Below are 12686 nucleotides of genomic sequence, written 5' to 3' on the forward strand. Positions count from 1 at the left end.
AGCGGCACCGCTCGTGATTAGATAGCGGAGTGTCGAACCAGAACCTGCGCCGTGACGAAGCGGCCGCCCGCTCAGCCCTGATCACCACCCACAGCTACGACGTGTCCCTTGACGTCCGGCAGGCGGCGGACCCCATGGTCGCGGGCTATACCAGCCGCAGCGTCATCAACTTCTCCGCCAGCGAGCCCGGCGCCTCCACCTTCCTGGACTTCATCAGCAGCAAGGTGCACAGCGTCTTCCTCAACGGCAAGGGCCTGCCGGTGGCGGACGTGGTGGACGGCTCGAGGATCCGGCTGGACAATCTGCAGGCCGAAAACCAGGTCACTGTCACCGGCACCGCCCTGTTCAGCACCTCCGGCGAGGGTATGCACCGTTTCTTCGATCCCGCCGACGGCCAGTGCTACCTCTACACCCAGTACGAGCCCGCGGACGCGCGGCGCGTGTTCGCGAACTTCGAACAGCCCGACCTCAAGGCCGAGTTCACCTTCCACGTGATGGCCCCGTCCGAATGGCAGGTGTCCTCGAACGGCGTCGAAGCCCTCCGCACCCAGCTGACCAGTGATCCGGCGACAAGCCGCTGGGACTTCGCCCCCACCAAGCCGATGTCCACCTACATCACCACGGTGCTCGCTGGCCCCTACTTCAAGGCCGAGGACACCTGGCACGGGACCCTCTCGGACGGCACCGCGCTGGACGTGCCGCTGGCCCTCTACTGCCGGGCCTCCATGGCGCCGTCTTTCGACGCGGCGGAACTGTTCCGGCTGACCAGGAACGGCCTGGACTTCTTCAACGAACTCTTCGACTACCCGTACCCCTGGGGTAAGTACGAGCAGGCCTTCGTGCCCGAGTACAACCTGGGCGCCATGGAGAACCCCGGCCTGGTGACGTTCACGGAAAGCTATGTGTTCACCTCCCGGGCGGCCGACTCGCAGTACCAGGGCCGGGCCAACACCCTGCTGCACGAAATGGCGCACATGTGGTTCGGCGACCTGGTCACGATGCAGTGGTGGGACGATCTGTGGCTCAAGGAATCCTTCGCGGACTACATGGGGACCCTCGGCGTGGACCGCACCACGGACTGGGAAACCGCCTGGGTGAACTTCGCCAACAACCGCAAGGCCTGGGCCTACGTCCAGGACCAGCTGCCCACCACGCACCCGATCGTCGCGGACATCCCGGACCTTGAGGCCGCCAAGCAGAATTTCGACGGCATCACCTATGCCAAAGGCGCCTCGGTGCTCAAGCAATTGGTCGCCTACGTGGGCTTCGAAGCGTTCATCGCCGGATCGCGCCAGTACTTCCGCGACCACGCCTACGGCAACACCACGCTGGAGGACCTGCTGGCCGCGCTCAGCGCCGCGTCCGGCCGCGACCTCGCCACCTGGGCCCGGCAGTGGCTGCAGACCTCCGGCATCTCGACCCTCACCTCCGAGATCGAGGAGCACGATGGCGTCCTGGCCACCGTGTCCCTGCACCAGCACGCAGAGGACCCGATCACCGGCCGGCAGGAGCCGCGGCCGCACCGGCTGCGGATCGGCCTCTACAACCCCGATGCCGCCGGCGCCCTGGTGCGCACCGACAGCGTGGAGACCGACGTCGACGGCGAACTCACCCTGGTAAGCCAGCTCGCCGGCAAGGCGCGACCGGCGCTGCTGCTGGTCAACGATGAGGACCTCAGCTACGCCAAGGTCCGGCTGGACCCGCACTCCGAGGCCACCGTGCGCAGTTCCCTGGGGACGATCAGCGATCCGATGGCACGGGCACTGTGCTGGACCGCGTTGTGGGATTCCGCCCGGGACGCCGTCACGCCCGCGGCCCGCTACGTGGAGGCAGTGCAGCGCTTCGGCGCCTTCGAGACCGGCATCGGCGTGCTCCTGAATGTCCTCGGCAACGCCGGAACGGCGATCGAACGCTACGTTCCCGCGGCCGGGCGGAACGCCGTCCGCAGCGCCTTCCTGGACGTCGCCGCCGCCGAACTGGAGAAGGCAGCGCCCGGCTCCGACCACCAGCTGGCCTGGGCACGCACGCTCGCCGCCACGAGCCGCTTCGACGCCGGACGGCTGGACCTGGCGAAGGGCCTGCTGGACGGCAGCACTGTCATCGAGGGCCTCTCCGTCGATGCGGAGCTCCGCTGGAACCTCTGGCACGCCCTCGCGGCCAACGGCCAGGCGGACCCGGCGCAGCTGGACGCCGAACTGGCCCGCGACAACACCGCCTCGGGCAAGTCCGGGCACGCCACCGCCCTAGCGGCCCGGCCTGAGCCCTCGGTCAAGGATGCCGCCTGGGACGCCGCCGTGCACGGCACCGCACTGTCCAACCAGTTGCTCAGTGCCACCATCGCGGGCTTCAACACCGCGCCGGCCGGCCTGCTGGCCGGCTACGTCGAACCCTACTTCGAGTGCCTCGAGCGGGTCTGGGCGGACCGCAGCATCGAGATCGCCAGCCGGATCGTTCGCGGCCTCTACCCGGCCGGCCAGGACCTGACCCCCGACCTGCCTCCGGAGGAGCACCCGGTGATCGTCCGGACGGACAAGTGGCTCGCCGAACATACGGACGCACCCCGCGCGCTGCGACGGATCATCATCGAACAGCGTAGCCAGTTGCTGCGGGCCCTCACGGCGCAGGCCGCGGGCTAGGAACCGCCGGGGCGCCCATCTGACGCGAATGGCCGCTATACGCGTGGGCATAGCGGCCATTGGTGGCGAATCGACGAAGGACGTCGCCCGCCCGGGCGCCCATCGCATGCAAACGGCCGCTGGGGGTGTGTACGGAGGACTGCTGCGGAGCAGCCGGCGCGATAGTGGGGACGCTACGGGACCCGGTGTAGCCACTCCGTGGTGCCGAACTTGGTCTCCACCCGCTGCCGGGCGGCGTCGAGCTCGGCGTCGGTAAGTTCCGCCGGCGTCGCGCCGTACCGCTCGGTGAAAACCTCCATCATGGCGGCGACAATCTCGGCGCGGGCCAGTCCGGTCTGCCGGCGCAGCGGGTCGACGCGTTTCTTTGCGCTCGTCGTGCCCTTGTCCGAGAGTTTCTCCTTGCCGATCCGGAGCACCTCGACCATCTTGTCGGCGTCGATGTCGTAGCTCATGGTGACGTGGTGCAGCATGCCGCCGTTGGCGAGGCGCTTCTGTGCGGCGCCGCCGATCTTGCCCTGCTCGGTGGCGATGTCGTTCAGCGGCACGTAGAACGCGCTGATGCCGACCTTTTCCAGGGCCGCCATGACCCACGCGTCCAGGAAACCGTAGGAGTCGGCGAAGCTGATGCCGTCCACGAGCGTCTGCGGCAGGTAGAGCGAGTAAGTGATGCAGTTACCGGCCTCCATGAACATGGCACCCCCGCCGCTGATCCGGCGGACCACACTGATGCCGTGCCGGCTCACGCCGTCGGGGTGGACCTCGTTGCGGACGGACTGGAAGCTGCCGATCACCACAGACGGCTCCTCCCAGTCCCAGAACCGCAGCGTCGGGTTGCGGCGGCCGGCGCCGACCTCCTCGGTGAGGACCTCGTCCAGGGCCACGTTCACGTGGGTGGGCAGCACGGACGGGCCGATGATGTTCCAGTGGTGGTCGGCCCAGCCCGTGGCCTTGGCCAGGGCCCGGCGGACCGTGATGGCGATCGCCTCGGCGGAGAAACCGAAGAGCACAGCGTCCTCGGGCAGCGCGGCCTTGACCGCCGCGGCAAGGTCGGCCGCGCTGGCATCCTCGGGCAGGCCGGTGAGGCTGCGATTGATCTCCAAGAGCGCCTCGTCGGGTTCCAGGAAGAAGTCCCCGCTGATCGAGACGTGGGCCAGGACCCCGTCGACGACGTTGAGGTCGGCCACCACCAGTTTGCCGCCGGGAACCTTGTACTCGCCGTGGCGGCGGCCGCCGTCGTCCTCGGTGGCGGACGCTGCGGGCGAAGGGAAGGAAGTCATACCCTTAATCCTGCCACGCGGCCAGGGTCCGGGTACGCAAAGCGGCCGGGACGCAAAAAGCCCGCACCGTTGCCGGTGCGGGCTTTTCCAAAAGACTTTGGAGTGAAGAAAGTTACTTCTTGCCGCCGAAGCCCTTGAAGCGAGCGTTGAAGCGCTCGACGCGGCCTGCAGAGTCCATGATGCGCTGCTTGCCCGTGTAGAACGGGTGGGACTCGGAGGAGATTTCGACGTCGATGACCGGGTAGGTGTTTCCGTCTTCCCACTCGATGGTCTTCGAGGAAGACACAGTGGACTTGGTCAGGAACTTGACGCCGGAAGCCAGGTCGTTGAAAACAACAGCTTCGTACTTCGGGTGGATATCAGACTGCATAATTGGACCTTTGTTCACGCAACTGGATTTTGCCAGCTGCCAGGTATGAGTGGGATGGCTGCTCGGCGCCGGAAGGCGCAGCACGGCCAGCTACCAATAATAGCCCAGATCCCCCGACTGGACGAACCGGCCCGCAGGCGGCCGCGGAGGATCTCCGAACCGACCGGCGGGCGGCCGCGGAGTGTCAGTCGCGGGGCCGCAGTTCCCAGAACGCGACGGCGGAGGCCGCGGCGACGTTGAGCGAATCGACGCCGGGGCGCATCGGGATCTTCACGGCCAGATCGACGGCGGCCAGGGTCTCCTCACTCATCCCGGCGCCCTCGGTGCCAAGCACCAGGGCCAGCCGTTCGGGGTTCCGGGCCGCGAGCACATCGACGTCCACCGCGTCCGGGGTCAGCTCCATCGCGGCGACCAGGAAGCCGTGTTCCTTGAGCACCGCCAGCTCCCCCGGCCACGTGTCGAGCCGGGCCCACGGGACCTGGAAAACGGTTCCCATGCTCACGCGCACGCTGCGCCGGTAGAGGGGGTCGCCACAGCGCGGGGAGACCAGCACGGCGTCAAGCCCCAGGGCGGCCGCGGACCGGAAGATCGCGCCGACATTCGTGTGGTCCACAATGTCCTCGAGGACCGCGATCCGGCGGGCACCGGCGAGCAGGTGGGGCAGCGGCACGGGCGCCGGACGGTGCATGGCTGCCATCGCGCCCCGGTGCAGGTGGAAGCCGGTAATCTCCTCCAGGAGCGCGGCCGAGCCGATGTAGGCCGGGACGTCCGGATACTCCTCAAAGACATCGGCGAGGTCCTGGATCCACTTCTCCGCAAGGAAGAAAGAACGCGGCCGGTGCCCGGCGGCGAGGGCGCGGCGCAGCACCCGGGAGGACTCCGCAATGTACATGCCCTCGGCGGGTTCGCGGAGCTTGCGCAGGTGCACGTCCGTGAGCTGGGTGTAGTCGGCGACCCGGGGGTCGTCGGCGGATTCGAGGTAGTGGAAGCTCATGCGCCGGTCAATTCACCAGTTTGGCGATCATGAAGCCCAGGGCCACGGTTCCCAGGATGAAGATCACGCCGCGCAGCACCGGCGGCGACAGGCGGCGGCCCACCTTGGAACCGACCAGGCCGCCGATCAGCGAACTGACGGCGATCAGCCCGACGGCGGGCCAGCTGATCCGGTCGAAGGCGAAGAGCAGGTAGGATGCCGCGGCGACGAGGTTCACGCCGAGGACCAGGATGTTCTTCATGGCGTTGGCGTTCTGCATGGTTCCGGCCATGAACACCCCGAGGATGCCGACCAGCAGGATGCCCTGCGCCGCCACGAAGTATCCGCCGTAGACACCGGCGAGGTAGACCAGGACCACCAGCAGGATCCCGTGCCGTTTGTCGCGGATGGCGTGCTCCGGGTTTTCTTCCCGGTTCTGCACCCAGCGTTGCAGCCTGGGCTGGAACACCACCATCAGCAGGGCCACCACGATCAGCGCGGGCGCGGCGTAGTGGAACACCATTTCCGGCAGGTGCAGCAGCAAGTAGGCGCCGGTGATGCCGCCCAGCAGTGAGGCGGGCAGCAGCCGGAGCAGCTGGTTCCGCCGCCCTGCCAGCTCCTTGCGGTAGCCCCAAGCACCGGCCGCGCTGCCGGCCACAAGGCCCATGGCGTTGCTGATCGAGGCGGTCACCGGGGCGAAGCCGAGGGCGATCAGCACCGGAAAAGTCACCAGGGTGCCCGAGCCCACCACGCTGTTGATGGTTCCGGCCCAGAGGCCGGCGAAGAAAATGAAGACGCTACTGAGGAACTCCACGCGCTGTCAGTGGTTTCTTCAGCGGCGGGCGGTGGCGGTGTACCGGCCGCCGGAAACGTTGACGTCGAGGTCGACGCCGAACGTCTTGCTGAGGTTTTCCGCGGTCAGCACCTCGGCCAGCGGGCCGGAGGCAACAACGCCGCCGTCGCGCAGGAGGAGTGCGTGGGTGAAGCCCGGCGGGACCTCTTCGAGGTGGTGGGTGACCAGCACGATCGCGGGGGCAGCCTCGTCGCGGGCCAGCTCGCTGAGCCGGTGGACGAGGTCCTCGCGGCCGCCCAGGTCCAGGCCGGCGGCGGGCTCGTCGAGCAAGAGCAGTTCAGGATCCGTCATGAGCGCGCGGGCAATCTGCACGCGCTTGCGTTCCCCTTCGGAGAGGGAGGCGAAGGGGCGGTTGAGCAGCGGGCCCATCCCCCACTCATTGAGCAGGGCGAAGGCGCGGCGTTCGTCGTCCTTCTCGTAGCCCTCGCGCCAGCGGCCGGTGACGCCGTACGCGGCGGTCACGACGACGTTGAGGACCTTTTCGTGCTCGGGGATCTGGTTGGCGAGGGCGGCGGAGGACAGGCCGATCCGCGGGCGGAGTTCGAAGACGTCCACGGCGCCGAGGATCTCTTCGAGGATCCCGGCCATGCCGCTGGTGGGATGGAGGCGTGCTGCGGCCACCTGCAACAGAGTGGTCTTGCCAGCGCCGTTGGGACCGAGGATCACCCAACGCTCGCCTTCCTTGACCTGCCAGTCAACCTTGTCCAGGAGCGTTTTCGCCCCACGTACAACGCTGACGGCGGCCATTTCAAGAACATCACTCATAGGAGTAGACACTAGGACAAAAAAGCGGACTACTGATAACCGGGCCGCAGGCCAGAGGGCGGTGTCCCCCGGGCGCGTCACCAGCGCGAAACGAATTCCGGGCGGCTGCGGCGCGCTCGCTAGGATTGAGGCCATGAGTTCGAAAGTGACCGCGGTCAGCTACGGCGTGCATTTGTCCCTTCCCGAAGTAGAGCAGCTGCGCCGTTCGCTGTCCGGAGCGGGGCTGTCCGTCGGCGCCGAAAGCACCTCCGGCGACGGCCGCTTCGCGGTCTACTCCGCGGACTGCACGCTGCCGGACGCCCTGACCGAGGCGGGGCTGGCCGACCTTCGCCGGAGCGTCGCCGCGGCCGGCGTCGAGGGCGTCGAAACGGCAATCGTTCCCGCTGCCCTGCGGCAGGCAGCGCGGAAGTTCCTGATCATGGACGTCGACTCCACACTGATCCGGCAGGAAGTCATTGAGCTGCTGGCCGCCTATGCGGGCAAGCGGGAGGAAGTGACGGCCGTGACCGAGGCGGCCATGCGCGGCGAACTGGACTTCGCGCAGAGCCTGCACGCCCGGGTGGCGGTGCTCGCCGGGCTGCCGGCCGACGTCGTCGACTCCGTCCGCGCCGAGGTGACTCTGAGCGACGGCGCGGCAGAGCTGGTGGCGGCCTTCAAGGCGGCCGGACACGCCGTCGCCGTCGTCTCGGGCGGCTTCAACCAGATCCTGCGGCCGATTGCCGAGGGCCTGGGACTGGACTACTGGATCGCCAACGAACTGGAAATCGTCGACGGCGCGCTGACCGGCAGGGTGCTGGGAGATGTGGTGGACCGCGCCGCCAAGGAAAAGTACCTGCGCGAATGGGCGGCCGCGGAGGGCATCCCGATGGAACACACCATTGCGGTGGGCGACGGGGCCAATGACTTGGACATGCTTGGCGCCGCGGGCATCGGTGTCGCGTTCAACGCCAAGCCCGCCGTCCGCGCGGTGGCGGACGCTGCAGTGAACATGCCCTACCTCGATGCCGTCCGGCACATCGCCGGCGTCTGAGCCCGCGCCTTGACGCCCGTCCCTTAACGCCAGTCCCTTAACGCCAGATGACACTTGGCGGCAGTGTCATTGAAGAACACTGCCGCCAAGTGCCATCCCGGTGGCTGCTAGTTGTTGACCGTGCCGTTTGACTTGTCGAAGTAGTCGGCGCCCCCGACGTATTCGGTGTGGCCGGTTTCGACGTCGGCGGTGGCCATCTTGGCGACCTCGGCGGCGAATTCCTTGACCGAATACAGCTTGCCGGCCTCGGCGCGGCGGGCCTCGATGGCGCCCGGGTTGGAGCGGTCCAAGAGTGTGGCGGTGACGGTGCCTTCAATCATGTCGCCGGAGACAACCACCAGCGAGATGCCCTTCTCCGCCAGGGCCGGAACCAGTTCGCGGAGCGCATCCTCGCCCGCGCGCTTGCTGCGGGCGACGGGCTCATACTCGGGCATGGTGGGCACGGTATTGATGAAGTGGGCCTGGTGGCTGGTCACGAAGACCACGCGTGAGCCCTCGGCCATCAGCGGCACGGCGGCATTGAGCATGTTGACCTGGGCGTCGCGGTTCAGCTTGAGCGCGTAACCCTCTTCCATGCCGGACTCCATGCCGCCGGAAGCGTTCAGGACCAGGAGATCCAGTGAGCCGAAGTTCTCCATTGCGGCGCTGGCCAGGGCCTGGACGCCTTCCTGCGTGGTCAGGTCTGCGCCCACGGCTGCAGCCCGGCCGCCCGCGGCCTCGATCTCAGCGACAACCTTGTTGGCGCGCGGCGCCTTCTGGCGGTAGTTCACAACGACGGCGGCACCCTCGGCGGCGAGGAATTTGGCGACCTCTGCGCCGATGCCGCGCGATGAACCGGTAACGATTGCGGTCTTGTTGTCCAGCAGTCCCATTCGAGCTCCTTTGTTCCAAACATCCAAATACTGTGGGGTCTGCTGTCCATCATGCCAGCGGCCCGCAGCATTTCGGTTGTTCGGGATCCACAAAGAAGCCGTGCGGGCCTAGTTCGGGTGGCGGCGCGGATTGGTTTTCGGGTACTGCGCGGGACATGCCCACTCCCGGCGCCCCAGACCACGGGACATGCCCAGATGGCGGGCGCAGCAAGGGACATAAGGCCTAAGTGTCCATCGCCCGCAGCCAAGAGTGGACATGTCCCCCGCGCGTGCGGTGCACGCTCCCCTGGTCTCACCGAGTACAACCTGCGGACCCGGTTCGATTGGCCCACACGCTTCTGTTTTGGCACCGCGCCGGGGCGTAAGCTCGCGCCCATGGGGAGCCATGGCACCGAATCCACGCCGGAAGAGGTCTTCAGCGGGTCACCGCGCGGCCTGGACCTTTGCCGCGCGGTGGAACGGCTCCTCGCCACGTCGGCTCTGCCGGCAGCCGCGCCGCCCGAAATCAGGGCGACCACCAGCCAGGTGGCCTTCCGCGGACGCCGTCGCGGGTTCGCCTACGTCTGGTGGCCGGGACGCTATGTCCGCTCAGATGTCCCGGCCGTACTGTCCATTGCGCTGCGCAACCGCATCGACTCGCCCCGGTTCAAGTCGGTGGTTAACCCGTCCCCCGGCCTGTGGATGCATCATTTGGAGCTCCGCGCTGAAGAGGACCTGGACGCCGAGGTCGCGGGATGGCTGCGGCAGGCAAGGGACGAAGCCGGCTGAGGAAAGCGATCGCCGCTCGTCCCCAGCCGGCGGGGCTTCGCCGCGGGCGGGCGGCCCGCCATACGGGGACCCGCCTCAGGCGCGGTCCACCCGGATTTTCTTCGTGGGCTCCCCTGGCGCCGCCACGGGGGCCGGCGCGCGCACTTCCAGGACGCCGTCCTTATAGCTGGCCGTGATGTCCTCTTCCTCTGCCCCGGCCGGGAGGGCGATGCTGCGCAGGAAGGAGCCGTAGCGGAATTCCGAGCGATAGCCGGTCTTGCTCTTGTGCTCGGTCTTTTCTTCGCGTTCGGCCCGGATGTGCAGCATGCCTTCGCTGACCGACACGTCGACGTCCTTGTCGGGATCGATACCGGGAACCTCCGCCCGCACCACCAGGGTATTGCCGTCCTGGAACTGCTCGACCTTGATGGTCGACGCCATCGTCAGGTCGCCGTCGAGGAACCGACGGACAGGTTCCAACATGTCCGAGGGCGCCCACTTGCTGAGATCAGCCATGATAAATCCTCCTGGGTCCACGCCCCTGCCTTGGCGCGGTCAGGGGCTGTAACCCCATTACACGCCCCCGGCCGCAGCGCCGCCTAGGGCCAAAGGCCCGGCCTCGTGCCGCCGCCGCGGACGACGGCGGCCGCCGTCGTCCGTGGAGCCCAAAGCCGGCCGCAGAGCTATTGCCTAGTGGCCCATACCAAGGCCGCCGTCGACCGGGATAACCGCGCCGGAGATGTAGGCGGCCTCGTCGCTGGCAATCCAGCGGACGACGTCGGCCACTTCCGACGCCTCGGCGAAGCGGCCCGCGGGAACCTTCGACAGGTAGTCCTTCTGCGTGGCTTCCGGCAGCTCGGCGGTCATATCCGTGTTGATGAAGCCCGGCGCCACCACGTTGGCGGTGATTCCGCGACCCCCGAGTTCGCGGGTGAGGGAGCGGGCAATCCCGACGAGGCCGGCCTTGGATGCGGAGTAGTTGATCTGGCCCGGGGCGCCGTAGAGGCCGGAGACGGAGGAAATGAGTACCACGCGGCCCTTGCGTGCGCGGATCATGCCCTTGGAGGCGCGCTTGATCACCCTGAAGGCTCCGGTGAGATTTGTGTCGATGACCGAGGTGAAGTCGTCCTCGCTCATCCGCATCAGGAGCGTGTCTTTGGTGATGCCGGCGTTGGCCACCAGGACCTCGACGGGGCCGTGCGCCGCCTCGACTTCCGTGAACGCCGCGTCCACCGAAGCCTCGTCCGTGACGTCTGCCTTGACGCCGAGGATGCCCTCCGGGAGCGTGGCCGCGCTGCGGTAGGTGACCGCCACCTTGTCGCCGTTGGCGAGGAAGGATTCGGCGATGGCCAGGCCGATGCCGCGGTTGCCGCCGGTGATGAGGACGCTGCGGCCGGTGGAGGTTGCTTCAGACATGTTGGGCTCCGGGATTCTGCGGCTCACTGGCACCGCGTTGGGTGGGCTGGATTTTCCTGCCTCCGATCTTAGCCTCCGGCGCGCTCCACCCCGCTCTGGGCCGCCCGCTGTTTGGGCGGTCCAGCCGATGGTGAGAGAATTGCAGGAAGCCTATGGAGCGTGATCTGAAAGCCGTGACAAACATGAACCGACCCGGTGAACGGACGTCCGGGGAGGACTCCGGCGACACCGAGGTCCACAGCATTACCGACGCCGCCGCCGCCCACTCGGAAGAGATGCGTCAGCGGATGATCAAGTATGCCGTGGCGATGGGCATCCGCATGGTCTGCCTGATCCTGGTGTTTGTGGTCGACGGCTGGTTCAAGATCCTCCCCGTCATCGGAGCAGTGTTCCTGCCGTGGTTTGCGGTGGTGATCGCCAACGGCAGCGACCACGCCGAAGTGCACAGCGAATCGCTGATCGACTACGTGCCGATGGGCGAATTGGACGCTCCACGCTCCGGGCAAACAACGGGCCAGGAACCACCGGCGGCGGACGATGTCCCCATCACCCTGTTGCAGGGCGAGCTGATTGACGACGACGAAGACCACGGACGGGCAGCTTCATGAACATTTTTGACTTGGCCGACCCGACGGCCGAGCCCGCCAGCGCGCTGTGCTCGCGCAAGGCGTGCCGTGCGCACGCCGAGTGGCAACTGCTGTGGAACAACCCCAAGATCCACACCCCGGAGCGGCGCAAGATCTGGCTCGCCTGTCCGGAGCACCGGGCCTGGCTGGAGGATTATCTCCAGACGCGGGGGCTGTGGAAGGAAACCCTTCCGCTGCACAGCACCCCCGACGAAGCCGCGGGCAGGGTCGGCTGAATGTACCGCTTCCTTTTCTCCAGCAAGTGGCTGGGCTACCTGCTGCTGGCCGCCATTTTCGCCACCGCCTGCGTGCTCCTGGGCCGCTGGCAGATGGACCGCCGGGCGGAAACGCTCGCGGAGATCAACCGCGTCGTCTCGAATTACTCGGCCACCCCGATCCCCTTCGCGGACGCCCGGAACCAGTTCATTAAACTCGACGCCGACCGTGAATGGACACAGGTCGAGCTGCACGGCCGCTACGACGAGGCCGGCCAGCGGATTGTCCGCAACCGCCCGCTCAACGGCCAACCGGGCTACGAGGTGGTGGTCCCCTTCAAGCTGGACTCCGGCGAGACGGTTGTGATCGACCGCGGCTGGCTGCCCATCGGCAACAAGACCCCGGGCAGCCCGGACTCAATTCCTGCCCCGCCCCCGGGCGAGGTCACGGTGGTTGCGCGGCTCAAGCATTCCGAGCCGGAACTGCAGCGCGGCGCCCCGGACGGGCAGCTCGCGTCGATCGACCTCGCCGCCTACTCGGCCCAGCTCGGGTATCCCCTCCTCACCGGGGCCTACGGCCAGCTGGCCTCGGAAACCCCGCCGGCAGCGGACATGCCCGTCGGCTTCCCCAAACCGTCCACCGACGAGGGCACGCACCTGTCCTACTCGCTGCAGTGGTTTGCCTTTGGCGTTCTCATGTTCGTCGGCTTCGGCTACGCAGCACGCCAGCAAGCCCGCAACGCTGAGATTGACGCCGAGGACGCCCAGGATCAGGCCGCGGCCGCCGACGGCTACCTGCACGCCAGCAACCCGGCGCCCCGCCGTCGTCCTGTCCCCCGGAAGCGGAAAACTGCCACCGCGGAGGAAGAGGAAGACGCCATCCTGGACGCCCAGGGATTCTGAAGT

General features: G+C 67.6%; 14 protein-coding genes. 6 read left to right on the forward strand and 8 right to left on the reverse strand.

Features of this window, described 5'->3' with window-relative positions; all coding sequences use genetic code 11:
- The first annotated feature begins 29 nt into the window (after nt 1–29).
- Nucleotides 30–2636, forward strand: coding sequence for an aminopeptidase N (gene pepN, locus AC1DH3_RS12035; protein WP_476909403.1), 2607 nt, complete (start codon nt 30–32; stop codon nt 2634–2636).
- Between the two features lie 173 nt (nt 2637–2809).
- Here the strand turns inward: pepN and AC1DH3_RS12040 are convergent, their stop codons facing one another.
- The 5 genes from AC1DH3_RS12040 to AC1DH3_RS12060 form a co-directional block, all read right to left on the reverse strand.
- Nucleotides 2810–3913, reverse strand: a complete 1104-nt coding sequence (locus tag AC1DH3_RS12040; RefSeq protein ID WP_476909404.1) for a lipoate--protein ligase family protein — start codon at nt 3911–3913, stop codon at nt 2810–2812.
- A 112-nt stretch (nt 3914–4025) separates the two neighbouring features.
- On the reverse strand, nt 4026–4283 hold the full coding sequence (locus AC1DH3_RS12045; RefSeq protein WP_056739465.1) for a type B 50S ribosomal protein L31: 258 nt from the start codon (nt 4281–4283) through the stop codon (nt 4026–4028).
- 184 nt (nt 4284–4467) lie between these two features.
- Nucleotides 4468–5277 carry a TrmH family RNA methyltransferase gene (locus AC1DH3_RS12050; protein WP_441418717.1) on the reverse strand — a complete coding sequence of 270 codons (810 nt, stop codon included), beginning with the start codon at nt 5275–5277 and terminating at the stop codon, nt 4468–4470.
- A 7-nt stretch (nt 5278–5284) separates the two neighbouring features.
- Entirely contained in the window at nt 5285–6070 is a 786-nt protein-coding gene (locus tag AC1DH3_RS12055; protein ID WP_441418716.1) for a sulfite exporter TauE/SafE family protein, read from the reverse strand.
- 18 nt (nt 6071–6088) lie between these two features.
- Nucleotides 6089–6874 (reverse strand): ABC transporter ATP-binding protein, encoded by a 786-nt coding sequence (locus AC1DH3_RS12060; protein WP_441418715.1) that lies wholly within the window; start codon nt 6872–6874, stop codon nt 6089–6091.
- Nucleotides 6875–7007: 133 nt separating this feature from the next.
- Here AC1DH3_RS12060 and serB point away from each other — a divergent pair, with 133 nt between their 5' ends.
- Nucleotides 7008–7904: a phosphoserine phosphatase SerB gene (serB, locus tag AC1DH3_RS12065; RefSeq protein ID WP_476909405.1), complete on the forward strand. Its 897-nt coding sequence runs from the start codon at nt 7008–7010 to the stop codon at nt 7902–7904.
- A gap of 107 nt (nt 7905–8011) precedes the next feature.
- Here the strand turns inward: serB and AC1DH3_RS12070 are convergent, their stop codons facing one another.
- Nucleotides 8012–8776 (reverse strand): SDR family oxidoreductase, encoded by a 765-nt coding sequence (locus AC1DH3_RS12070; protein ID WP_441418713.1) that lies wholly within the window; start codon nt 8774–8776, stop codon nt 8012–8014.
- A gap of 375 nt (nt 8777–9151) precedes the next feature.
- Here AC1DH3_RS12070 and AC1DH3_RS12075 point away from each other — a divergent pair, with 375 nt between their 5' ends.
- Nucleotides 9152–9544 (forward strand): DUF5655 domain-containing protein, encoded by a 393-nt coding sequence (locus tag AC1DH3_RS12075; protein WP_476909406.1) that lies wholly within the window; start codon nt 9152–9154, stop codon nt 9542–9544.
- Between the two features lie 75 nt (nt 9545–9619).
- Here AC1DH3_RS12075 and AC1DH3_RS12080 read toward each other — a convergent pair whose 3' ends face one another.
- Entirely contained in the window at nt 9620–10039 is a 420-nt protein-coding gene (locus AC1DH3_RS12080) for an Hsp20/alpha crystallin family protein (protein WP_476909407.1), read from the reverse strand.
- A gap of 174 nt (nt 10040–10213) precedes the next feature.
- The gene (gene fabG / locus AC1DH3_RS12085; RefSeq protein WP_175323342.1) at nt 10214–10939 is read right to left on the reverse strand and encodes a 3-oxoacyl-ACP reductase FabG; all 726 of its coding nucleotides are present in this window, start codon (nt 10937–10939) and stop codon (nt 10214–10216) included.
- 152 nt (nt 10940–11091) lie between these two features.
- On the opposite strand from fabG, the gene AC1DH3_RS12090 reads away from it, so the two are divergent.
- Genes AC1DH3_RS12090 through AC1DH3_RS12100 form a run of 3 tightly spaced genes read left to right on the forward strand, consistent with a single transcriptional unit; the run spans nt 11092 to nt 12683 of the window.
- Entirely contained in the window at nt 11092–11547 is a 456-nt protein-coding gene (locus tag AC1DH3_RS12090) for a DUF3099 domain-containing protein (RefSeq protein ID WP_476909408.1), read from the forward strand.
- On the forward strand, nt 11544–11801 hold the full coding sequence (locus tag AC1DH3_RS12095; protein WP_476909409.1) for a hypothetical protein: 258 nt from the start codon (nt 11544–11546) through the stop codon (nt 11799–11801). Before AC1DH3_RS12090 ends, AC1DH3_RS12095 begins: the two co-directional genes overlap by 4 nt.
- Complete coding sequence (locus AC1DH3_RS12100; protein ID WP_476909410.1) at nt 11802–12683, forward strand: SURF1 family cytochrome oxidase biogenesis protein; 882 nt, start codon at nt 11802–11804, stop codon at nt 12681–12683. It abuts the gene before it with no gap.
- Nucleotides 12684–12686 lie beyond the last annotated feature (3 nt).

The sequence above is a fragment of the Arthrobacter sp. 05L428 genome (genome assembly GCF_056397665.1).

Bases quoted from the DNA above. Each gene is read 5' to 3' on its own strand.
- AC1DH3_RS12040 (WP_476909404.1), bottom strand. From the start codon at position 3,913: ATGACTTCCTTCCCTTCGCCCGCAGCGTCCGCCACCGAGGACGACGGC.
- AC1DH3_RS12045 (WP_056739465.1), bottom strand. From the start codon at position 4,283: ATGCAGTCTGATATCCACCCGAAGTACGAAGCTGTTGTTTTCAACGAC.
- AC1DH3_RS12050 (WP_441418717.1), bottom strand. From the start codon at position 5,277: ATGAGCTTCCACTACCTCGAATCCGCCGACGACCCCCGGGTCGCCGAC.
- AC1DH3_RS12060 (WP_441418715.1), bottom strand. From the start codon at position 6,874: ATGAGTGATGTTCTTGAAATGGCCGCCGTCAGCGTTGTACGTGGGGCG.
- serB (WP_476909405.1), top strand. From the start codon at position 7,008: ATGAGTTCGAAAGTGACCGCGGTCAGCTACGGCGTGCATTTGTCCCTT.
- AC1DH3_RS12070 (WP_441418713.1), bottom strand. From the start codon at position 8,776: ATGGGACTGCTGGACAACAAGACCGCAATCGTTACCGGTTCATCGCGC.
- AC1DH3_RS12075 (WP_476909406.1), top strand. From the start codon at position 9,152: ATGGGGAGCCATGGCACCGAATCCACGCCGGAAGAGGTCTTCAGCGGG.
- AC1DH3_RS12080 (WP_476909407.1), bottom strand. From the start codon at position 10,039: ATGGCTGATCTCAGCAAGTGGGCGCCCTCGGACATGTTGGAACCTGTC.
- fabG (WP_175323342.1), bottom strand. From the start codon at position 10,939: ATGTCTGAAGCAACCTCCACCGGCCGCAGCGTCCTCATCACCGGCGGC.
- AC1DH3_RS12090 (WP_476909408.1), top strand. From the start codon at position 11,092: ATGGAGCGTGATCTGAAAGCCGTGACAAACATGAACCGACCCGGTGAA.
- AC1DH3_RS12095 (WP_476909409.1), top strand. From the start codon at position 11,544: ATGAACATTTTTGACTTGGCCGACCCGACGGCCGAGCCCGCCAGCGCG.
- AC1DH3_RS12100 (WP_476909410.1), top strand. From the start codon at position 11,802: ATGTACCGCTTCCTTTTCTCCAGCAAGTGGCTGGGCTACCTGCTGCTG.